The organism is Chryseobacterium limigenitum, assembly GCF_900114875.1.
Classification (GTDB): domain Bacteria; phylum Bacteroidota; class Bacteroidia; order Flavobacteriales; family Weeksellaceae; genus Chryseobacterium; species Chryseobacterium limigenitum.
In genome coordinates, this window is record NZ_FPKW01000016.1 from 14,493 (window position 1) to 37,483 (window position 22,991).

Sequence of the window (22,991 nt, forward strand, 5' to 3'; positions counted from 1 at the left end):
TAAGTAGATTTTTTAATTTTTTGTACCTTTATCGCCCAATTTTTAATAATGAAACGTACTCTACTTCCTTTTATAATGATTTTTGCATTTATTAATGCATTTTCACAAGCTCCTGCTACCTACTACGATGGAACGGCAGGATTAACGGGCATTGCCTTAAAAAACAAATTAAGTCAAATTATTACGGACGGTCATCAGGCTAAAACTTACAATGGTTTATGGACTGCTTATCAGACAACTGACCGCGATTATTTCTATGAAAATGACGGATCTATTTTAGATATTTACTCTGAAAACCCGACCGGAGCAGATCCTTACAACTATACAATTGGGACTAACCAATGTGGTAATTATACAACTGAAGGAAACTGTTACAACAGAGAACATATTGTCCCTCAAAGTCTTTTCAGTGAAGCTTCACCAATGGTAGCCGATGTAAATTTCATCAGAGCAACTGACGGAAAAGTAAACGGAATGAGATCTAATTACCCTTTCGGAAAAGTAGGTTCAGCTTCTTTCACTTCTCTAAATGGCTCAAAATTAGGAACATCTGTTTCTGCTGGATATTCAGGAATTGTATTTGAACCGATTGATGCATTTAAAGGTGATGTTGCAAGAATGATCTTTTATTTTGTAACAAGGTACCAATCTCAACTCGGGAGTTTTACCTCTGCAAATGGAACAGGAGATATGCTTGGAACAACTGCATATCCGGGACTACAGACCTGGGAGCTTAATCAGCTTTTAGATTGGAACGCTTCAGATCCGGTATCGCCTGCTGAAGTTTCAAGAAATAATGCAACTTATATATACCAATCAAATAAAAATCCTTTTATTGATCATCCAGAATTTGCTGAACTTATCTGGGGAACACCGGTTGTAGATACTCAGGCTCCGACAGCTGCTACGAATTTGGCTGCGAGTAACCCAACTTCAAACTCTATTGCTTTAAGCTGGACTGCTGCTACAGATAATATTGGAGTAACATCTTATGACATCTATGCAAACGGAGTTTTAAAAGCTACTGTTTCAGGTTCTTTAACTTCAACTGTTGTTTCAAATTTATCATCTTCTACATTATATAATTTCTATATTATTGCTAAGGATGCTTCTGGAAACTCATCTCCGGTAAGTAATACAGCTACGGAAACTACCCTTGCAGGACAATCCGGAGGAAATACTAGCTGTGGAACTGAAGATTTTGAAACAATTCCTTCTACAGGTTCAGGATATGCAACGCAAACATGGACAAACAATAATATTACATGGATTGCAACAGACGCAAGAACTGACCAAACAGTTATTTCAGGAAAAGCAATTACAATCAGAAACGGGAACGTTACAAGCTCTACCATTTCAGGAGGTATACAAAGTTTATCTTTAAAAGCTCAGCTAAAATTCTCAGGAGATCCGGGAAGCCTTAATGTTCAGGTAAATGGGGTAACTGTAGGAACAATACCTTACACTGCAACGGCTCCAACAGCATCAGTTACCATTAACAATATTAATGTAAGCGGAGATATTATCATTAAAATCGTTAATCCCGTAACTTCAAACAGAGTTGCCATTGATGATCTTTCTTGGACTTGTTACAACTCTTTAGGAACATCTGAAACTGCAAAACAGAAAGCATTCAGCATCTACCCTAACCCGGTTAAAAACAACGAGCTTTCTGTAAAAGGGGAGAACTTAAGCAAAATTACAAAAGCACAGATCTATGACCTATCAGGAAAATTGATCGAAACAATTGCAAACCCTTTTAAAAACTCTAATAAGATCAATCTTAAAGGACTTACAAAAGGAAATTACATTCTTAAAACTGATATTGCTACAACAAAATTCATTGTAGAATAACAGAAAAAAATATTTTTAAACTAAGACCGATTTATTCGGTCTTTTTTTTATTTTTGATAGATGGATTCCAATAAAAAATTAGGCTTAATAGGAAGAAATATTTCTTATTCTTTTTCCAAAAAATACTTCGAAGATAAATTTCAAAAGCTGATGCTAAAAGGCTTTTCGTATAGTATTTTTGATTTAAATGAAATTAATGAAGTGGAAGCTTTATTTTCAACACCCGACCTTTTGGGTTTTAATGTAACGATTCCTTATAAAGAAAAAATCATTGATTATCTGGACGAATTAAGTGATGAAGCGGAAAAAATAGGTGCCGTAAACTGTGTTTTAATTCAGGATGGTAAAAAAATCGGCTACAATACAGATGCCGTCGGCTTTGAAAAAACATTGCTTCTTCATAAAAAATCACATCAGGATTCTGCTTTAATATTAGGAAATGGCGGTGCGGCAAAAGCTGTAAAATATGCTTTGGATAAGCATGGAATTTCTTCAAAAATCATCTCAAGAAATTCGGAAATTAATTTTGACAACCTGGATAAAGAAACTGTTCAGAATCATAAAATCATCGTACAATGCACTCCTGTAGGCACTTTCCCGAATGTGGAAGACTGTTTAAACTTCCCTTTTGAAGGTCTTTCAAAGGAACATTTAATTATAGATCTTATTTACAATCCAAACTACACGCAATTCATCATTAAAGCTTCAGAAAAAGGAGCAAAAACCGTGAATGGTTATTACATGCTTGAACAGCAAGCAGAAAAAGCTTGGGAAATTTGGAATTTTCAAAAAAAATAACATAAATTAGTACTCAAATTGGCTTTTAAGCTATTTTTAAAGGATATTAACTCCATTCACATAATATAGATTTGCTATGACAACAGAAAATAATCTTTCTGAAAACGAAGAAAATAAAATTTCTACCGAAGTATCTCCAGAAGAAACATCAGAGAACACCGTACCTGCTCAGGAAAATGCACATGAAGATGATGCAGAACATCATGAGGAGCATGCTGTTGCGGATATCACATTGAGCGAGGCTTTGAAGGAAATGGAAAAAATCATCAACACGCCTAATGCCGGTGAAGATTTTAGAAAATTCAATGTACTAAAAGAAAAAGCAAGTCATTTTATCCACGATGAAGTGGAAGACAAAAAACATGAATATGTAGAAGGCGGAAATCCGGCTGAAAATTTCAGTTACGAGCATCCTTCACAGGCTAGATTTTCTGCCTTGGTTAATATTTTCAGAGAAAAACACGACGATTTCCAAAAAGGACAGGAAGAAGAGCAGAAAAAAAATCTGGATCACCGTCAAAGTATCATCGAAAGACTTAAAAATCTTTATACCAATTCTGAACCGGGAACTAATCTTTTCAAATCTATTCGTGAGATAAAAGAAGAGTGGTCGCATGCGGGACAGGTTGCAAAATCTGAATTCAAGATTCTTAACAACAATTATTTCCACCATTTGAACCAGTTTTATCAGATGTTGGATCTTAATAAAGAATTTTTGGAGCAGGAATACAGTCACAATCTTGAAAAAAGAGAACACATTATTGCTCGCGCTAAAGAATTGGAGAACGAACCAGTAATCCAAAAAGCATTAAACGAATTACAATATCTTCATAAACTTTGGAAGGAGGAAGCAGAACCTGTTGCAGAAGAATTCCGTGAGAAGACTTGGGAAGAATTTAAAGAAATTTCCAACAAAATCCACGAAAGAAAATCTGAGCTTTCTGCGGCGATTGAATCTGAGCAAAATGAAAATTTTGAAAAGAAAAATCAGATCATCACAGAAATCAAAAAACTTTCTGAGCCGTCTGATACTCCGAACCACAGCTATTGGCAGAATTCCATCAAAAGAGTTGAAGATCTTCGTTCTGAGTTTTTAAAAACCGGAAGTGTTCCAAGAAAATCTTCCAATCAAAACTGGAATGATTTTAAAACAACACTCAGAGCTTTTAATACTGCAAAAAACAATTACTATAAGTCTTTAAAAGGTTCTCAGCAGACCAATCTGGATGAAAAATTAAAATTGATCCAGACTGCAAAAGACAATATGAATAATGAAGAGTGGGATATCGCAGTTCCGTTATTCAAAAAGCTACAGGAAGACTGGAAAAAAGTTGGTCACGTTCCAAAGAGTATGACGAACAAGATCTGGGATGAGTTCCGTGATGCATGTAATACTTTCTTCAACAATTACAGAGAAAAAAGCAACGCTTCTACCGATAACTGGAAAGAAAATTACAAGCACAAAAAAGAAATTCTTGAAGACTTAAAAACCGTTTCAAACGAAGAAGGAAGTATTGAGAGAATTGAAGCTATAAAATCTGCCTGGAACAATATCGGAAAAGTTCCAAGAGATAAAATTGCGATCAATTCTGAATTCAACAAAACGTTGAGAGAGAAATTGAAGCTGAATAAGATCAACGAACTTGAATTAAAAGAAGAAGGTTTATCTGAAAACCAATTAACCGATAAAGCAAGAAAAATCAAGAGCCAAATTTCTGACCTTGAATCTGAAATAGTGAAATTGGAAAACAACTTGGCGTTCTTCAAAAACCCGTCAAGAGAAAATCTTATGTTGAAGGATACTTTCGATTCGATCGACGAGAAGAAAGCTCATTTGGAAACTTTAAAACAAAATCTTCACAAAATTATCGCTGGAGAATAAAATAATTTAAAATCTAAAAAAGGCGGAGCAAAGAAATTTGTCTTCGCTTTTTTCTTTACTATGCAGGACGAATTTTATATAAAAAGATGTATCGAATTGGCTCAGAAAGCTTTGGGCAAAACCTATCCAAACCCCTTGGTAGGAAGCGTTATCGTTCATAACGGAGAAATTATCGGTGAAGGTTATCATCATAAAGCCGGTGAAAATCATGCTGAAATCAATGCTATTAATTCGGTAAAAAACAAAGATCTCATTCCTGAATCCACTATTTATGTTTCTTTGGAACCTTGTGCGCATTATGGAAAAACTCCGCCTTGTGCTTTAAAAATTAAGGAACTTGGTTTCAAAAAAGTAGTAATTGGTGCAATGGATTCTCATGATAAAGTGAACGGAAAAGGAAAAAAAATTATTCAGGATGCAGGAATTGAAGCTATTTCAGGCGTTTTAGAAAACAAATGTATCGACCTTAATAAAAGATTTTTCACTTATCACGAAAAGCAAAGACCTTATATTATTCTAAAATGGGCAGAATCCGGAGACGGATTTATGGACAAAGATTTTAAGCCCTACTCTATTTCAAATTCTTTGGTGAACCAATTCGTTCATCAGTTAAGAGCTGACGAACATGCGATTTTAGTTGGAACTCAAACTGCTCTGAATGACAATCCAAGCCTTACTGTAAGAAATGTTGAAGGCGTAAATCCCGTAAGAATTTTAATTGATTTTGATTTAAAAATTCCAAGAGATTTTAAAATATACAATAACGAGGCAAAAACTTTAATTTTTAATACAACTAAAGACGGAATTGAAGGAAATATTCATTTTATTAAAATTGAAAAAGAAAATTTTCTATCAGATTTAATGAAAGCTTTATATAAAGAACACATTCAATCTGTAATTATTGAAGGCGGAAGTTTTACTTTACAGCAATTCATTAATGCAAATCTTTGGGATGAAGCGATTGTCATTAAAAATGAAAATTTAAAGTTGGAAAATGGGACAAATGCTCCGGAATTCCAGTATAGTCCCAGTAAAATTGAGAATTTTAGAGATAATGTAATCCAATTTTATAAGAAATAAGAATAATGGCGTTCGAGTACAAAACCATAGAAAAACCCATAGAAAATACTTTACTGAAAGAAAAAGGAAGCAAGTTCATTGGATTTGCCTTCCCTGTAAATAATGAAACTGAGCTTAAAACTACTTTAGAAAAAATTAGATCAGAGCATCCAAAAGCAACCCATCATTGTTACGCTTTCAGAATGGGTTTAAATGGAGAGAATTATCGTGCAAATGACGACGGCGAACCATCCGGAAGTGCAGGATTACCAATTTACAATCAATTATTGGCTCATGAAATTACAAATGTTCTGGTGATCTCAGTCCGTTATTATGGCGGGACAAAACTGGGAGTTTCAGGCTTGGTTAAGGCTTATAAAGAATGTGCAAAAATCACTTTAGAAGAAGCCAACATCATCACAAAAGAATTGGAGACGGAAATAGAAATTCAGTTTAATTTTAATCAACAAAACACAATTTTCACATTGCTTTCTAAATTTGATGCTAAGGTTTTAAATTTTGACGCTAATGAAAACTGTATCCTCACAGCGTCATTAAAAATAGCACAAAAAGAAAGCATCTCAGACAAATTGTCAGAGATGCATAATATTTCGTTTGAATTTATTGATTAATTTCTTCTTCCTCCCATCAATAAAGATGCCCAGTAAAGAAGTTGTGCTAAAGATCCGATTGCTGCTACAACATAAGTTCTCGCTGCCCATTTCAGGCTGTCCTGAACACCAACGTATTCTTCAGCAGTAACAGTTCCGGTATCTTTAAGCCATTTCATTGCTCTGTTGCTCGCATCATATTCCACAGGAAGCGTCACAAAAGCAAAAAGAGTAGTAAAGGCAAACATCAAAACTCCGATCGCCAAAACTATTGTATTTCCGTTTGGATCTTGAATTGATCGAGTCGCAGCCATAATACCAATACCTGCGATAAGAACAAATTGCATCAAATTAGAACTGATATTAACAATAGGAACCAATTTTGAGCGCAATTGAAGCATAGAATATCCCACAGCATGTTGCACGGCGTGACCACATTCGTGAGCAGCAACAGCTGCAGCCGCGGCATTTCTCTGCATATAAACACCTTCAGAAAGATTGACGGTTTTGTCAGCAGGATTATAATGATCTGTCAACTGTCCGGGAACCGAAATCACCTGAACATCGTTAATTCCATTATCTCTCAACATTTTTTCTGCAACTTCTTTTCCGGAAAGCCCATTTCTAAGATGTACATTGGAATAATATGCAAACTTGGATTTCAATTTTGATGAAACGTACCAGCTTACCAACATTGAAATACCAATAATTATGTAATAACCAATCATTTTTATTTGATTTAATGTATAATTTTAACCTTTAAGATATAAAAACTGTGCCAAAGTATTACATTTTATTTATTTATATTTGCTTTACAATTAGCCCTACTAAACTATGTCTACAATTGCAATTATTGAAGTAAAAAGCCAAAAAGAATTAAAACAATTTGTAAGATTTCCGATGGATCTTTATAAAAACAACCCTTACTATGTTCCTTCTTTTATTAAGGATGAATTTAAAATTTGGGATGCAAAAGAAAATCCGGCTTTAAACTATTCAGAATCAAAACAATATCTGGCAATAAAAAACAATAAGGTAGTTGGAAGAATCGCCGTGATCATCAATCATAAAGAGGAAAAAGAATTAGGCGTTAAAAAAGTCCGTTTCGGGTGGATTGATTTTATTGATGATAAAGAAGTTTCGGAAGCTTTAATTCAAAAAGCCATTGACTACGCCAAAGAAAATAACATTGACAAAATTGAGGGACCAATGGGTTTCACAAACCTTGATAAAGCAGGAATGCTAACGATGGGCTTCGACAAATTGGCAACAATGATCGGTATTTACAATCACGAATATTATCCTAAACATCTTGAAGATCTTGGACTTACAAAAGAAAAAGAATGGGTAGAATTTGAGATGAATTTTCCCAAAATTTTACCTGAAAAAGTAGAGAAATTCAGTGGTCTAATTGCTCAGAAATACAAGCTTAAAGTTCTACATTTCAATTCAAAAGAAGAGATTTTACCCTATGTAGAACCTATGTTTAAATTATTAGATGAAACTTATAAACATCTTTCAACATACACTCCAATTTCTGATGAACAGATCCAGACCTACAGAGAAAAATACTTCCCTTTTATTGATAAAAACTATGTAATTTGTGTTGTTGATGAAAACCAGGAATTGGTTTCTTTTGCAATCACAATGCCCTCATATTCAAAAGCTTTACAGAAATCTAAAGGTAAATTATTTCCGTTTGGATGGTGGCATTTTTTACAGGCAAGCAAGAAAAATGACAGAGCCAATTTTTACCTTATCGGAATTCACCCTGAATATCAGAGACGTGGTGTAACGGCTATTATTTTCAAAGAAATTTTCGTCCGATTTACAAGTATGGGAATTGATTTCGCAGAAACCAACCCTGAATTAGAGGAAAACAAGAGTGTACAGGTTCTTTGGCAGGATTACAATCCTACAAACCATAAAAGAAGAAGAACGTACTCTCTGAATATAAGTAATGAGTAATTGGTAATCTTACCAATTTTCAACACACTCAATAACTTCATCTCTAAAACCCTCAAACTCTAAAACTCACAAACCCCTACCACCCAATAATGAAGCCACATCTTATTATTTTTGCGATTTTAATTGCAGGTTTTATCGCTTATAATTTGTTCTTTAAAATGGAAGACGACAGAACAAATACTGTAGTTAACATAATGTACGCAAGTATCCTTTTTGCTTACATTTCGTTTATGGCCTACTCTGTCCTCAAAAAAATGAAGAAATAACAACTATTTTTATTGATTCTAAATTACCGCTTTTCCTAATTTTAATCCCACTTTTAAGGTTATTAATTTCATGCTTTCTTGTTTATTCTGTAAATTTGCAAATTGAGATAATAATGCAAAAATGAATTTACCTGAAAGTTATATTCCAATCCTTATCCAAGCCGGTGTTGCGGTTGCTTTCGTAGCAGTTTCATTACTTGGAGCGCATTTTTTAGGCCCACAGCAGAAAAAAGGAAATTCTGTTAAAAACCAAAGCTGGGAATGTGGAGTTCCTGTGGAAGGAAATGCCAGAACACCGTTTTCTATCAAGTATTTCTTGACTGCGGTATTATTCGTACTATTCGATATTGAAATCGTATTTTTTTATCCTTACGCTGTAAACTTCAGAGAATTCGGATTTGAAGGATTCTTTGCCGTACTTACATTCGTTGCGATTTTCTTCGTAGCATTTTTCTATGTTTGGAAACGCGGTGCGTTAGATTGGGATAAATAAAAATTTTAAATTAAAAATTATAAATTTTAGATGATGATTTTAAACTAAAGTTAACATTAACAACAATTTAGAATCTAATTTAAAATCTAAAATCACTACAAAATGTCAGATAACAAACCAGTAATAAGAACAGATGCACCTGCTCCCGAAGGATTTGAAGGAGAAGGCTTTTTCGCAACGAAACTGAGCAGTGTAATCGGGATGGCTAGAAAGTTCTCTCTTTGGCCGTTACCATTTGCAACCTCTTGTTGTGGTATCGAGTTTATGGCTACCCTGAACCCCACTTATGATGCTTCAAGATTTGGTATGGAAAGAAACTCTTTCTCACCAAGACAGGCAGATATGTTGATGGTTTGCGGAACGATATCTAAAAAATTAGGCCCCGTCCTGAAAGAAGTGTATACTCAGATGGCTGAGCCAAAATGGGTCGTTGCTGTTGGAGCTTGTGCTTCCAGCGGTGGTATTTTTGATACATACTCTGTTTTACAGGGAATTGATAAAATTATTCCGGTTGACGTTTACGTTCCCGGATGCCCGCCAAGACCGGAGCAGATTATTGAAGGTGTAATGCAGGTTCAGGCTTTAGCAGAAAGCGAAAGCATCAGAAGAAGAGATATGCCTGAATACCAAAAATTACTAGATTCTTACAACATTAGCAACTAACGGAAATGACAAACGAATTTGTATTAGAAGCAATCACAAGAGAATTTCCGGAATCTGTAATTTCAAGTTCAGAACCTTATGGAATGCTGACTGTTGAAGTGAAGAAAGAGGATATTAAAAAGATTATTCACTATCTTAGAGATTCATCGCTGGAATTTAATTTTCTTACAGATATTTGTGGAATCCATTACCCTGAATATCCGGACAAAGAAATAGGTGTTGTATATCATTTACATAATATGATGGCCAATTTCAGAATCCGTTTGAAAATATTTATGTCCAGAGAAAATATCGAAGTTGATTCTCTTGTAGAATTATACGCCGGAGCCAACTGGATGGAAAGAGAAACTTTTGATTTCTACGGAATTAAATTTAAAGGACATCCTGATCTTAGAGCTATTTTAAATATGGAAGATCTTGGATACCACCCAATGTTGAAAGAATATCGTCTTGAAGATGGCACAAGAACAGACAAGAACGATAGCATGTTCGGAAGATAAAATTAAAATATAAATGATTAATGATGATTGATGAATGATCAATTATCGCTTATCAATATCAATTATATATTATGAAAGATAACTCATTATCTAATATACTAAACCAATACGACAGTAAGGAGCAAATTGATGGTCAATTATATACCCTTAATTTAGGACCTACTCACCCTGCTACTCACGGGATTTTCCAGAATATCTTAACGATGGACGGAGAAAGAATCCTTCACGCAGAGCAGACCGTGGGATATATCCACAGAGCATTTGAGAAGATTTCTGAAAAAAGAAATTATTCTCAGATCACCACCCTTACCGACCGTATGAATTACTGTTCTGCACCGATCAACAATTTAGGTTGGCACATGACAGTTGAGAAGCTGATTGGCGTTAAAGTTCCCAAGCGTGTAGACTACATGCGTGTAATTTTGATGGAATTGGCAAGAATCGGTGACCACCTTATTTGTAATGGGGTAACCGGGATGGATGCAGGAGCAATTACAGGTCTTACGTATATGTTTATCGAAAGAGAACGTATTTATGATATGTATGAGCAGATATGTGGAGCAAGAATGACAACAAACATGGGAAGAATCGGAGGTTTTGAAAGAGATTTCACTCCAAAATTCCATGAGTTACTGAAAGATTTCTTAAAAACTTTCCCTGCAAGATTTGCAGAATTCGGTCAGTTATTAGAAAGAAACCGAATCTTTATGGACAGAACCATTGGCGCAGGAGCAATTTCTGCAGAAAGAGCATTAAGCTATGGTTTTACAGGTCCAAATTTACGTGCATCTGGTGTAGATTATGATGTAAGAGTTGCACAGCCTTACTCTTCTTATGAAGATTTCGACTTTATCATTCCGGTAGGAACTGCAGGTGATACTTACGACCGTTTCATGGTTCGTCAGCAGGAAATCTGGGAATCTCTTAAAATAATTAATCAAGCATACGATAATCTTCCTGAAGGACCATTCCACGCGGATGTCCCTGATTTCTATTTACCCGAAAAAGCTGATGTTTACAGCAAAATGGAAGCATTGATTTACCATTTCAAAATTGTAATGGGAGAAACTGATGTTCCTAAAGGTGAAGTGTATCACGCTGTAGAAGGTGGAAACGGAGAATTAGGTTTCTATCTAGTGAGTGATGGTGGAAGAAGTCCTTACAGACTACATTTCAGAAGACCATGTTTCATCTACTATCAGGCTTATCCTGAGATGATCACAGGTTCTGTAATCTCTGATGCAATTGTGACAATGTGTAGTATGAATATTATTGCGGGAGAATTAGACGCATAATATAATAGACAAAAAGATAAAAGAAGAAAGATAAAAGACTTTCTTCAACCCAATATAATACGAATTTAGAATAACGGACTTCAGAATGTTTTTTCTTTGTTCTTTACTCTTTAATCTTAGATAAAAAATGAGCGAAACAATAGCTTTTAAACCGGAAAGTTTAGCACAGGTACATAAAATTATGGCGAGATATCCTGAAGGTAGACAAAAATCTGCTCTTCTTCCTGTTCTACACATAGCACAGAAAGAATTCGGAGGATGGTTAGACGTTCCTGTGATGGATTATGTTGCTGAATTATTAAGTATTAAGCCAATTGAAGTATATGAAGTAGCTACTTTTTATACCATGTTCAATATGAAACCGGTTGGTAAATATGTCTTGGAAGTTTGCCGAACGGGACCTTGTATGGTTTGCGGAAGCGAAAAAATCCTCGATCATATCAGAACTAAACTGAATATTAAGGATGGAGAAACTACTGAAGACGGTATGTTCACATTAAAGCCGGCTGAATGTCTTGGTGCTTGTGGATACGCGCCAATGTTGCAGTTAGGAAAATTCTTTCATGAAAATTTAACGATAGAAAAAGTTGACGAAATTCTGGATCTTTGCAGAGCAGGACAGGTTGATTTGGGCTAAATAAATTTTAAATTAATTAAAAAAGGCGCAAAGCTGTCACACTAAACTTGTTGAAGTGTAGAAGCCATCCGCTAAAAGCATATAAAAATGAGTAAAAAACTTTTACTTAAGGACGCACATATAGAAGGTATTCGCTACTTTGAAACCTACCGTAAACAGGGAGGTTACACTGCAGCTGAAAAGGCCTTGAAAATGACACCCGAGGAAATCTTGGAAGAAGTAAAAACTTCCGGACTTCGTGGACGTGGTGGAGCAGGATTCCCAACAGGAATGAAATGGAGCTTTTTGGCAAAACCGGAAGGCGTACCAAGACACTTGGTCGTAAATGCTGATGAATCTGAACCGGGAACGTTCAAAGACAGATATTTGATGGAATTTCTTCCTCATTTATTAATCGAAGGAATGCTTATTTCATCTTATACTTTAGGTTCAAATGTTTCTTATATCTACATCCGTGGAGAATATTCTTGGATTCCGGATATTTTAGAAGAAGCGATTGAAGAAGCTAAAGCTGCAGGATTTTTAGGTAAAAACATCTTAGGAACTGGTTTCGATTGCGAAATTTATGTTCAAAGAGGCGGTGGAGCTTATATCTGTGGTGAAGAAACAGCATTGCTTGAATCTCTTGAAGGTAAAAGAGGAAATCCAAGGTTAAAACCACCATTCCCTGCTGTAAAAGGACTTTGGGAAAGACCAACGGTTGTAAATAACGTTGAATCTATCGCTGCAATTGTTCCTATCATTGATATTACAGGAGCTGAATACGCTAAAATTGGTGTTGGAAGATCTACAGGTACAAAATTAATTTCGGCTTGTGGAAATATTAATAAGCCGGGAGTTTATGAAATAGATATGACCATTACGGTTGAAGAATTCATTTACTCTGATGAATATTGTGGTGGTATTGCTAACGGTAAGAAGCTAAAAGCTTGTATTCCGGGAGGAAGCTCAGTACCAATTGTTCCGGCAAATCTATTATTAAAAACCGTAAACGGAGAGCCAAGATATATGAACTACGAATCATTAGCTGACGGTGGATTTGCTACCGGAACAATGATGGGTTCAGGAGGTTTCATTGTTTTAGATGAAGACCAGTGTATCGTAGAACATACCATGACGTTGGCGAGATTTTATCACCACGAAAGTTGTGGACAGTGTACACCTTGCCGTGAAGGAACGGGATGGATGCACAAAATCTTAAAGAAAATTGAGAAAGGAGAAGGAAAGATGGAAGATATCGATCTACTTTGGGATATCCAGAGAAAAATCGAAGGAAATACTATTTGTCCTCTAGGTGATGCAGCAGCTTGGCCTGTTGCGGCAGCAATTCGTCACTTTAGAGACGAGTTTGAATGGCACGTGAAAAATCCGGAATTGTCTCAGACACAAAATTACGGACTGGCAAATTATGCAGATCCAATTCCTGCTGTTGAAAAAAATGCTTAGCTAAAATGAAGAAGTTATTAGTTGTTGGATTAATGATGTCGGGACTTGCTTTTGCGCAGGTTAAAAAAGATACATTAGAGAAAGAATATAAACTGGAGGTAGCTCCTTTGAATAAAGTTGAAAAGAAGGAGAAACCTTTACCATTAAGCAAAAAAGGTCAGTTTTTCGTTTTTTATGGTTGGAACAGAGCTGCTTATAGTAATTCTGATATCCATTTTCAAGGAAACGGTTACGATTTTCAATTGAATAATGTATCAGCGCAGGACAGACCTACAAAATTTGGAATCGTTTATATTGATCCAAGTTGGTTTACCGTAACACAGTATAATTTCAGGCTGGGATATTTTATTAAAGATAATTTAGCATTGGTACTTGGGATAGATCATATGAAATATGTGATGGATCAGAACCAGACAGTAGATTTTAAAGGTCATATTTCAGATCCTCAGTATGCAGGAATGGTACAGAACGGACAGGTGAATTTAGCAGATGAAAATTTCCTTACCTTCGAGCATACAGACGGATTAAATTATGAAAACTTAGGTATTGAGAAATACAAAAACCTTATTCATAAAAAAAATATAGATTTAGTATGGTCTTATGGAGCGGGAATCGGAGTAATGTTTCCTAAAAGTAATGTAAAACTTTTCGGAAATGAAAGAAGTGACCGTTTTCACGTTGCAGGTATGGGAACTGATATCAGATCCAGTTTAAACTTAGTTTTCTGGAAAAACTGGATGATCAGAGTAGAAGGAAAAGCCGGTTATATCAATATGTGGGACATAAAAACCACATTAAATAATAAACCTGATAAAGCACAGCAGGATTTTGTTTTCGGACAAGTTTTGGCAGGAATAGGATATACATTTAATACAAAAAAGTATAAGTAAAAAGTGAATCAACATATTCAAAATATTGAAATTTCCAATTTCAAATCAATTAAAGATTTGAAGATAGAGGGTTGCAAAAAAATAAATATTTTTGCAGGGAAGCCTAATGCTGGAAAGAGTAATATTTTGGAGGCTTTGGGAATATTTGATTTATTTTTTAATCCTTTAAATCCACAAAACCTTAAAAATTTTGTAAGATATGAGAGCTTAAGTGATCTTTTTTTTGAAGGAGATTATATTAAAAGCTCGCAAATAAAGGTAAACACAGAAAAAATTTTCTCATTTTACAGTTTTATTGACGAAAGATTAAAAATTCATTTAGAAAATGGCTCTAGTGAGAAAACGAAAATAAAAGAATTTTCAACTACGGGACATCAAGAAACATCTTTTGTTCCAGACCTTGCAAAAAGGGATTTAAAAATTAGAAAGTACTTTTTTAAAATAGAAAATGATATAATGAAATTTTCAAGTTTTCTAATTTCTCCTTTTGGCGAAAATATTAGTACAATAATTTCAAGTAATCCTGAAATAAGAAATTTTGTTAATCAATTTTTATCTGTAAATAATTTAAAATTATTAATTGAAAGAGGTTCAAATGAATTAAAAATATTTAAAGAGTATGAAGACGGAACTGTATTTACTTTACCTTATAATATGATTGCGGATACACTTCAAAGGCTTATTTTCTACAAAGCAGCAATTATGAGTAATCAAAATTCTGTTTTACTATTTGAAGAACCAGAAGCACATTGTTTTGAGCCTTATATTTTAGAATTTACCAATGAAGTAAAATATAATGAACACAACAATCAGTTTTTCATGGTTACTCACAGTGACTTTATTATTCAGGAATTTCTGAGAGATGAGGAAAGTAAGAACAACCTGCAAATTTATTTGGTTAATAATGTAGAAGGAAAAACGGAAGTAAAAAAACTGGATAAGGAAAAAAATGATGATGTTTATGAGTATGGGATGAATGTATTTTTCAATTTTGACAGCCTTTGGGAAAATAATTAATCATGGAAAGGGCTGTTGCAGTTGAATGTTTTGCAGATAAATATTTTTTTGGAAAGTTATTACAAAATGAAAAACGCATCCGAAAAGAAAAAAATAAAAACGAAGTTATAAAAGCTTTTGAGAGAGTAAAAGGAGAATTTCTTATCGGAATTGTAGATGAAGACAGAAAAGATTTATTACTTAATCCTAATCTAAAAAACTTCGAGAAAATTAAAGAAGGAAATAGTTTTAAAATTTACAAGGATAAAACAAAATATCAATTTATTTTTGCACTTTGTCCCAAAGCATTTGAAGGTTGGATTTGTCAATTTTTAAAATGTCAAAATAAGGATTTAATTGATTTTGATTATATTGATTTTGAATCATTTAAAAAAGAAACTAAAAGTGAACAAATAGATAAGGAAAATAAGTATAAAAATTTGGTTAAACATATCATTCAAACTTATCCAGATTTTGATAATCATATCAGAGAATTTAAAATTCATATTGATTATCTGCTTACAGAAACTTATAATTTTAATTTAGAAAGATTTAAAAATTTATAGCTTAATTAAGCGAAAAGCATATGATATGAGCGAAGAAGTTAAAAAATTCACAATAACTATAGACGGACAAACTACCGAAGTTTTGCCTGGAACTTCTATTCTTGAAGCAGCAAGACAAATCGGTGGAAAATCTGTTCCCCCTGCAATGTGTTACTACAGCAAATTGGAAACCAGTGGAGGAAGATGTAGAACTTGCTTAGTAGAAGTTTCGAAAGGATCGGAAGCAGATCCCCGCCCTATGCCAAAATTAGTTGCAAGTTGTAGAACTAACGTAATGGACGGTATGGAAGTTAAAAATCTTTCTTCTGAAAAAGCTCAGGAAGGAAGAAAGGCGGTTACCGAATTTTTATTAGTAAATCACCCACTAGACTGTCCTGTTTGTGATCAGGCTGGTGAATGTCATCTTCAGGATCTTGGATATGAGCACGGAAATCTTCAGACAAGAACTGAGTTTGAAAGAAATACATACGAAGCAGACGATCTTGGTCCGAACATTAAGTTGAATATGAACCGTTGTATTCTTTGCGCAAGATGTGTATTGACGGCAAATCAATTAACAGAGACTAGAGAGCACGGAATTCTTTTCAGAGGAGATCATGCTGAAATTTCTACCTATTTAAATAAAGCTTTAGATAATGACTTCATTGGAAATATTATCGATGTTTGTCCGGTTGGAGCATTAACAGACAGAACTTCTCGTTTTGCAAGCAGAGTTTGGTTCACAAAACCAATGAATGCTACTTGTAAATGTGGTAAATGTTCAGGAAAAGCTGTTGTTTGGATGAAAGGTGACGAGATTGTAAGAGTTACTGCAAGAAAAGATCAGTGGGGAGAAGTTGAAGAATTCATCTGTGATACATGTCGTTTCGAAAGAAAAGAATTGTCAGACTGGAATATTGAAGGTCCTAGACATATCGACAGACATTCTGTTATTTCACTGAATCACTATGAAAAGCCTAAAGATGAGCTAAGAGTTTTAGACAATCCGATGGCTAAAGAAATCAGTGAAAAAGACGAAAAATAATTTTAATAAGATTGCAGATTTCAGGAACAGATTTAATCTAATTTCTAACTTCTAATATCTAACATCTATAAAAATAAAAATGGATTTACTTACATTTAAACTTATACTTGTACTTGCGCTTTTCCTGTTATCATTAACGATAGCAGCCTACTCTACTTGGGCAGAAAGAAAAGTTGCTTCTATTATGCAAGACAGAATTGGTCCCAACAGAGCCGGACCTTTCGGATTACTACAGCCTCTTGCAGATGGTGGAAAGTTTTTCTTTAAAGAAGATTTTACGCCTGCCAATGCAGAGAGATTCCTATTTGTATTAGGACCGGCTTTGGTAATGTTTATTTCATTAATCACAGGAGCGGTTATTCCTTGGGGGAAAAGTTTAAATATTGGAGGTACTTCTTTTGATCTACAGGTTGCCAACATTGATGTTGGTGTACTTTTTATCATCGGAATGGCTTCTATTGGTGTTTACGGAATCATGATCGGAGGTTGGGCTTCGAATAACAAATATTCATTATTAGGTGCCATCCGTGCTTCTTCTCAGATGATTTCTTATGAATTGGCAATGGGACTTGCTTTACTTTCTATCATTATGATGACAGGAAGTTTAGATTTAAAAGTAATTACTGAAAGTCAGACAACAGGAAAACTTTGGGGAGTGATTCCTTGGGTTTCCGGTATGAACTGGAATATTTTCTACCAACCAATTGCTTTCCTTGTCTTCTTCGTAGCTGCTTTGGCAGAAACAAACAGACACCCTTTCGATTTACCTGAATGTGAATCTGAATTGGTAACAGGATATTCTACAGAATATTCATCAATGAAATTAGGTTTATACATGTTTGGGGAATATGTGAATATGTTTATTTCAAATGCTTTCATGGTTGTTCTTTTCTTCGGTGGTTACAACTATCCTGGAATCGAATGGGTAACTCAGCACTGGGGTGAGAACACTGCAGGAATCTTGAGTGTTGTGGCATTTTTAGCAAAAACAATTATCGGAATCTTGATTTTTATGTGGATCAGATGGACGCTTCCAAGATTTAGATATGACCAATTAATGCACTTGGGTTGGAAAACTTTAATTCCGATGGCATTGGTGAACTTAATTATTACAGGTGCTGTAATTTTAGCATTTGCAAACTAAGAAATAGATAAGAATATATTTTTAACGCTGAATAAAAATTCGGCCTAAAAAAAATAAAATAAATGAAACTTACTAACAGATCAAAAGTTGTTTCTAACAAAGAAATGACCCTTGCTGAGAAAATCTACCTACCGGCGATTTTCAAAGGTATGGGGATTACATTTAAGCATGCTGTAAGAACCGTAATGAAAGGTGCTCCTGCAGTTTATTCGTATCCTGAGGTACAGAAGCCGAGAACTACTATCTGGAGAGGTCAGCACGTTTTGAAAAGAGACGAGGAAGGCAGAGAAAGATGTACAGCTTGTGGACTTTGTGCGGTGGCATGCCCTGCAGAAGCAATTACAATGACTGCCGCTGAAAGAACTAAAGAAGAAAAAGGCCTTTACAGAGAAGAGAAATATGCCTCAGTATATGAAATCAATATGCTAAGATGTATTTTCTGCGGTATGTGTGAAGAAGCTTGTCCGAAATCAGCCATCTATCTTACAGACAGATTGGTAGACGTGGAAACCAACAGAGGCTCTTTCATCTACGGAAAAGAAAAGTTAGTTGAAAAAATAAATGAAAGGATTGACATCACTACAAGACAATCCGAGAAACAAAAAAATGCGGTAAAATAATGGATCAGTTTTTATTTTTCTTGGTGGCGTTTTTAGCAGTGGCTAGTGCAGTGTATTTTGTATTTGCAAGAAATCCTTTATATGCTATTTTGTCATTAATTGTCACAATGTTTTCAATTGCCGGAATGTACATTCTTTTGAATGCACAATTCTTAGCAATTATTCAGATCATAGTATATGCCGGAGCGATCATGGTATTATTCCTTTATATACTGATGATGCTTAACCTTAATAAAGAAGACGAAAGTAAGAAGAGCAATACTATAAAGTTTGTTGGAGTTTTTACGGCCGGTCTTTTATTAATCGGAGTTTTAGGCGTATTCAGAGGAATACAGGACAAACATATTGTTGCAGATGATGTAGACAAAGGAGTTGGTCTTACTAAAAATCTGGGTAGACTTTTGTTTAACGAATATGTTTTGCCGTTTGAGCTTGCCTCGATTCTTATTTTAGCAGGTATTGTAGGTGCGGTATTAATCGGTAAAAAAGATTTATAAATTATGGGAGAAGTAAATACATTTATACAAAGCATCCCTCTGGATTATTTCATAATTCTTTCTTCAGTATTGTTCTGTTTGGGAGTATTGGGAGTATTGTTGAGAAAAAACGCTATTGTTATTTTGGGTTGTGTTGAGCTTATGCTGAATTCTACAAACCTTTTATTGGCTGCATTTTCAGCCTACAAAGGAAATGGCGACGGACAACTTTTAGTTTTCTTCATTATGGTGGTGGCTGCTGCGGAAGTAGCAGTAGGTTTGGCAATTATTGCTATGCTATATAGAAATACCCGTTCTGTAGATGTAAGTATATTTAATAAATTAAGAGGATAAGAATGGAAAATTTAGTGTATGCAATAGTACTTTTACCACTTTTAGGTTTTCTTATTAACGGTTTATTCGGTAAAAATCTTCCAAAAATAGTTGTTGGAAGTTTGGCTACGATTGCCGTTTTCGGATCTTTCTGTATTGCGGTAAGCCTTTTCATGAATTTCGATTCTGAAAGCCAGCCTGTAATTGTAAAAGCTTTTGAATGGTTTAGAGTCAACGGAGTTCAGATCAATTTCGGTTTCCAGATCGATCAGTTATCATTAATGATGATTATGGTCATCACGGGAATCGGTTCACTGATTCACTTGTACTCTATCGGATATATGAGTCATGATAAAGGTTTCTATAAGTTTTTTACTTATTTAAATCTATTCATCTTCTCAATGTTATTATTAGTAATGGGAAGCAACTACCTGATCTTATTCATCGGATGGGAAGGTGTAGGATTGTGTTCTTATTTATTGATCGGATTCTGGTATACCAACGAAGAATATGGTAAAGCGGCAAGAAAAGCTTTCATCATGAACAGAATTGGTGACTTGGCATTATTGATCGGTATATTTATGATCGCTTCTCAAACCAATGCGGTTGATTATCTTACAGTAGCTCAAAACGCCGGAAAATTTGAATTAGACGGATCTGTAATTATCTTTATTACGGCGAGTTTATTTATCGGTGCAACCGGTAAGTCGGCTCAGGTTCCTTTATATACTTGGTTACCGGACGCGATGGCGGGTCCAACTCCTGTATCAGCTTTGATCCACGCGGCAACGATGGTTACGGCAGGTATTTATTTAGTGGTAAGATCAAACTTCTTATTTACGTTAGCACCAACCGTTCAGGACGGAATTTTATTAATTGGATTCTTAACTGCTGCTTTAGCCGGTTTCTATGCACTTCGTCAAAATGATATCAAAAAAGTATTGGCATATTCTACAGTTTCACAGCTTGGTTTCATGTTCATCGCTTTAGGTTTAGGAGCGTACACAACAGCAATGTTCCACGTAATGACGCACGCTTTCTTCAAAGCATTACTATTCTTAGGAGCAGGTTCTGTAATTCATGCAATGAGCAACGAGCAGGATATGCGTTTCATGGGAGGTCTTAAAAAGTACATTCCTATTACTCACGCTACTTTCCTTATCGGGACATTGGCAATTTCAGGATTCCCTTTATTATCAGGGATGATTTCTAAAGACGAAATTTTAGTGGCTGCTTATGCTAAAAACCCTATTTACTGGGTAATGTTATTCATTTTAGCAGCAATCACTGCAACCTATATGTTCAGACTGTATTATTTGACTTTCCACGGAGAATTCAGAGGTACAGAAGATCAAAAACACCATTTACACGAAAGCCCGACAAGCATGACATTACCATTGATCGTATTGGCTATTCTTTCTGTACTGGGTGGATTAATTAACCTTCCTCACTTCATCGGACACGGTCATTATGCTAAACTAATGGAATGGCTGAAACCTGTTCTTACCGAGGAAAGTTTCAAACAAATGGAAAATACCCTTTCAGGAGTTCCATTTAATACTGAAATGATCCTTCTCGGAGCAACAATATTAATGTTCTTCGCTGTTTGGTTCATCGTGAAAAATACTTATGTAAATAAGAAGAAAATGGCTCTTGCTGAAGAGAACTACACCGGATGGGAAAAGCTTTCTGCTAAAAAACTATATGTAGACGAACTTTACAATGCATTGATTGTAAAAACTGTTGAAGGATTAGGACGTGGAGGAAAGATGTTTGATAAGGGAATACTGGATCGTTTCGTTGACTTTGTGGGCGAAGGCGCTGAAGACAGCGGCAGATCTATGAAACGTATCCAAAACGGAAACGTTGAGACATACATCCTTATCATGTCTTTAGCTGTGGGAATTATACTGATTGTTAACTTTATATTACAATAATGTCTGGTTTATTATTAACATTATTACTATTACCTCTAGTAGGTTCGGGACTGGTTTTTGCCTGGAAAGACAAATCCAGCAAATATTTAGCATTAGGAATTGCATTGGTGCAAATGCTTATTACGTTTTACATCGCAGCGGATTTCGATTTTAATCCAACGGTAGACAGCGTATTACAGCATGAGATCAATTATCCCTGGTCACAATTTATTAAAAGCTCTCTTCATTTCGGAATTGACGGGATGAGCTTGCTGCTTTTATTATTGACCAACATCTTAACGCCGATTATCATTTTATCTTCGTTTAATGAAAATGTGAGTTACAGAAACTCTTTCTATGGTTTGATCTTGCTTATGCAGTTCGGATTAGTAGGAGTTTTCACCTCGTTGGATGGTTTACTGTTCTACATTTTCTGGGAAGTTACTTTGATCCCAATTTGGTTTATTGCCGGACTTTGGGGCCAGGAAAATAAAAGATTGGAATTCACTACGAAATTCTTTGTCTATACATTCGTTGGATCTTTATTCATGTTGGTTGGATTGATTTATGTTTACAATCATTCTGCATCATTTGCATTAACAGATCTATACAACGCTTCACTTAACGAAACTCAGCAGACTGTGGTATTCTGGTTTATTTTCTTTGCATTTGCAGTGAAATTACCGGTATTCCCTTTCCATACCTGGCAGCCTGATACCTATACCTACTCTCCTACTCAAGGATCGATGTTGTTATCTGGTATTATGCTGAAGATGGCGGTTTATGGAGTTCTTCGTTATTTATTACCAATTACTCCAATTCCGATTGCAGGAATTTCAGGACAAATTGTAATCATTTTGGCGATCGTAGGAATTGTTCACGGAGCATTAATTGCAATCATCCAAACGGATATGAAGAGAATCATTGCGTATTCTTCTTTCTCTCACGTTGGATTGATGGTAGCGGGTATTTTCGCTTCTGCAGTAGTTACTTTAAGAGGATCATTCACAATCGAAGGTGCTGAAGGAGCTTTGGTACAGACTTTTGCTCACGGTATCAATGTGGTAGGTTTATTCTACTGTTGTGATATTTTATACAAGAGATTTAAATCAAGAGATATCAGACAAATGGGAGGTTTAGCGAAAGTGGCGCCAAAGTTTGCTGTATTATTCCTGATCATTGTATTAGGTTCAATGGGAGTTCCATTAACCAACGGATTCATCGGAGAATTTATCTTGTTGAAATCTGTATATGATTTTAACGGATTAGCAGCAGTAATCGCTGGTCTTACGGTAATTCTTTGTGCTGTTTATTTATTGAGATTCTACGGAAAAGCAATGTTCGGAGAAGGAAATGATGCCGTATTAAGCACAGCAAAAGATTTATCTGCAGTAGAATTTTCTGTATTGGCAAGTATCGCAGTTTTTGTGATATTACTAGGTATTTTCCCACAACCGGTAATTACAATGGTGAGTAGTTCAGTGAAGTTTATCTACACGGCTATGGCTAATTAAGAAATTAAAAGATTTAAAAATTAAGAGATTCTAGAGCCAA

The 22,991-nt window shown here is 35.1% G+C and carries 24 protein-coding genes; 23 read left to right on the plus strand and 1 reads right to left on the minus strand.

Translation table 11 applies throughout. From position 1 onward, the window contains the following. Positions 1-48 precede the first annotated feature (48 nt). From BT156_RS16395 to BT156_RS16415, 5 genes are all read left to right on the plus strand, one after another. Complete coding sequence (locus BT156_RS16395; RefSeq protein WP_072411683.1) at positions 49-1,854, plus strand: endonuclease; 1,806 nt, start codon at positions 49-51, stop codon at positions 1,852-1,854. A gap of 60 nt (positions 1,855-1,914) precedes the next feature. Continuing rightward, positions 1,915-2,652: a shikimate dehydrogenase family protein gene (locus tag BT156_RS16400; protein ID WP_066752164.1), complete on the plus strand. Its 738-nt coding sequence runs from the start codon at positions 1,915-1,917 to the stop codon at positions 2,650-2,652. A gap of 76 nt (positions 2,653-2,728) precedes the next feature. Continuing rightward, on the plus strand, positions 2,729-4,534 hold the full coding sequence (locus tag BT156_RS16405; protein ID WP_072411685.1) for a DUF349 domain-containing protein: 1,806 nt from the start codon (positions 2,729-2,731) through the stop codon (positions 4,532-4,534). Between the two features lie 60 nt (positions 4,535-4,594). Further along, positions 4,595-5,614 carry a bifunctional diaminohydroxyphosphoribosylaminopyrimidine deaminase/5-amino-6-(5-phosphoribosylamino)uracil reductase RibD gene (gene ribD, locus BT156_RS16410; RefSeq protein ID WP_072411687.1) on the plus strand — a complete coding sequence of 340 codons (1,020 nt, stop codon included), beginning with the start codon at positions 4,595-4,597 and terminating at the stop codon, positions 5,612-5,614. Positions 5,615-5,619: 5 nt separating this feature from the next. Further along, on the plus strand, positions 5,620-6,225 hold the full coding sequence (locus BT156_RS16415) for an IMPACT family protein (protein ID WP_072411689.1): 606 nt from the start codon (positions 5,620-5,622) through the stop codon (positions 6,223-6,225). Here BT156_RS16415 and BT156_RS16420 read toward each other — a convergent pair. Further along, positions 6,222-6,932 (minus strand): zinc metallopeptidase, encoded by a 711-nt coding sequence (locus BT156_RS16420; RefSeq protein ID WP_170857333.1) that lies wholly within the window; start codon positions 6,930-6,932, stop codon positions 6,222-6,224. The two genes, BT156_RS16415 and BT156_RS16420, sit on opposite strands and share 4 nt — an antisense overlap. Positions 6,933-7,038: 106 nt before the next feature. Here BT156_RS16420 and BT156_RS16425 point away from each other — a divergent pair, with 106 nt between their 5' ends. The 18 genes from BT156_RS16425 (at position 7,039) to BT156_RS16505 (ending at position 22,951) form a co-directional block, all read left to right on the plus strand. Continuing rightward, entirely contained in the window at positions 7,039-8,172 is a 1,134-nt protein-coding gene (locus tag BT156_RS16425) for a GTP cyclohydrolase (RefSeq protein ID WP_072411691.1), read from the plus strand. Positions 8,173-8,261: 89 nt separating this feature from the next. Beyond that, entirely contained in the window at positions 8,262-8,438 is a 177-nt protein-coding gene (locus BT156_RS22200) for a hypothetical protein (protein ID WP_170857334.1), read from the plus strand. A 121-nt stretch (positions 8,439-8,559) separates the two neighbouring features. Further along, positions 8,560-8,931, plus strand: coding sequence for an NADH-quinone oxidoreductase subunit A (locus BT156_RS16430; protein ID WP_054512955.1), 372 nt, complete (start codon positions 8,560-8,562; stop codon positions 8,929-8,931). Between the two features lie 102 nt (positions 8,932-9,033). Beyond that, a complete protein-coding gene (locus tag BT156_RS16435; RefSeq protein WP_047397471.1) occupies positions 9,034-9,594 on the plus strand; it encodes an NADH-quinone oxidoreductase subunit B in 561 nt (186 codons plus the stop codon). A gap of 5 nt (positions 9,595-9,599) precedes the next feature. Continuing rightward, positions 9,600-10,094: an NADH-quinone oxidoreductase subunit C gene (locus tag BT156_RS16440; RefSeq protein ID WP_072411693.1), complete on the plus strand. Its 495-nt coding sequence runs from the start codon at positions 9,600-9,602 to the stop codon at positions 10,092-10,094. Between the two features lie 71 nt (positions 10,095-10,165). Next, positions 10,166-11,389 (plus strand): NADH dehydrogenase (quinone) subunit D, encoded by a 1,224-nt coding sequence (gene nuoD / locus BT156_RS16445; RefSeq protein WP_072411695.1) that lies wholly within the window; start codon positions 10,166-10,168, stop codon positions 11,387-11,389. Positions 11,390-11,516: 127 nt separating this feature from the next. After that, on the plus strand, positions 11,517-12,026 hold the full coding sequence (locus BT156_RS16450) for an NADH-quinone oxidoreductase subunit NuoE family protein (RefSeq protein WP_072411697.1): 510 nt from the start codon (positions 11,517-11,519) through the stop codon (positions 12,024-12,026). Positions 12,027-12,113: 87 nt separating this feature from the next. Beyond that, positions 12,114-13,472 (plus strand): NADH-quinone oxidoreductase subunit NuoF, encoded by a 1,359-nt coding sequence (gene nuoF / locus BT156_RS16455; RefSeq protein WP_072411699.1) that lies wholly within the window; start codon positions 12,114-12,116, stop codon positions 13,470-13,472. 5 nt (positions 13,473-13,477) lie between these two features. Then, positions 13,478-14,362: a hypothetical protein gene (locus BT156_RS16460; protein ID WP_139255505.1), complete on the plus strand. Its 885-nt coding sequence runs from the start codon at positions 13,478-13,480 to the stop codon at positions 14,360-14,362. Positions 14,363-14,365: 3 nt separating this feature from the next. Further along, positions 14,366-15,379: an ATP-dependent nuclease gene (locus BT156_RS16465; RefSeq protein WP_072411701.1), complete on the plus strand. Its 1,014-nt coding sequence runs from the start codon at positions 14,366-14,368 to the stop codon at positions 15,377-15,379. A 2-nt stretch (positions 15,380-15,381) separates the two neighbouring features. Beyond that, positions 15,382-15,924 (plus strand): hypothetical protein, encoded by a 543-nt coding sequence (locus BT156_RS16470; protein ID WP_072411703.1) that lies wholly within the window; start codon positions 15,382-15,384, stop codon positions 15,922-15,924. 25 nt (positions 15,925-15,949) lie between these two features. Further along, positions 15,950-16,948 carry an NADH-quinone oxidoreductase subunit G gene (locus BT156_RS16475; RefSeq protein WP_072411705.1) on the plus strand — a complete coding sequence of 333 codons (999 nt, stop codon included), beginning with the start codon at positions 15,950-15,952 and terminating at the stop codon, positions 16,946-16,948. Between the two features lie 79 nt (positions 16,949-17,027). After that, a complete protein-coding gene (gene nuoH / locus BT156_RS16480) occupies positions 17,028-18,092 on the plus strand; it encodes an NADH-quinone oxidoreductase subunit NuoH (protein WP_054512962.1) in 1,065 nt (354 codons plus the stop codon). 62 nt (positions 18,093-18,154) lie between these two features. After that, on the plus strand, positions 18,155-18,712 hold the full coding sequence (locus BT156_RS16485; protein ID WP_054512963.1) for a NuoI/complex I 23 kDa subunit family protein: 558 nt from the start codon (positions 18,155-18,157) through the stop codon (positions 18,710-18,712). Further along, on the plus strand, positions 18,712-19,209 hold the full coding sequence (locus BT156_RS16490; RefSeq protein ID WP_072411707.1) for an NADH-quinone oxidoreductase subunit J family protein: 498 nt from the start codon (positions 18,712-18,714) through the stop codon (positions 19,207-19,209). Before BT156_RS16485 ends, BT156_RS16490 begins: the two co-directional genes overlap by 1 nt. A 3-nt stretch (positions 19,210-19,212) precedes the next feature. Beyond that, entirely contained in the window at positions 19,213-19,542 is a 330-nt protein-coding gene (nuoK, locus tag BT156_RS16495) for an NADH-quinone oxidoreductase subunit NuoK (protein WP_072411708.1), read from the plus strand. A gap of 2 nt (positions 19,543-19,544) precedes the next feature. Then, positions 19,545-21,458 carry an NADH-quinone oxidoreductase subunit L gene (gene nuoL, locus BT156_RS16500; protein WP_072411711.1) on the plus strand — a complete coding sequence of 638 codons (1,914 nt, stop codon included), beginning with the start codon at positions 19,545-19,547 and terminating at the stop codon, positions 21,456-21,458. Continuing rightward, the gene (locus tag BT156_RS16505) at positions 21,458-22,951 is read left to right on the plus strand and encodes a complex I subunit 4 family protein (RefSeq protein ID WP_072411712.1); all 1,494 of its coding nucleotides are present in this window, start codon (positions 21,458-21,460) and stop codon (positions 22,949-22,951) included. The genes nuoL and BT156_RS16505 overlap by 1 nt, the downstream gene beginning before the upstream one ends. The last annotated feature ends 40 nt before the right edge of the window (positions 22,952-22,991 follow it).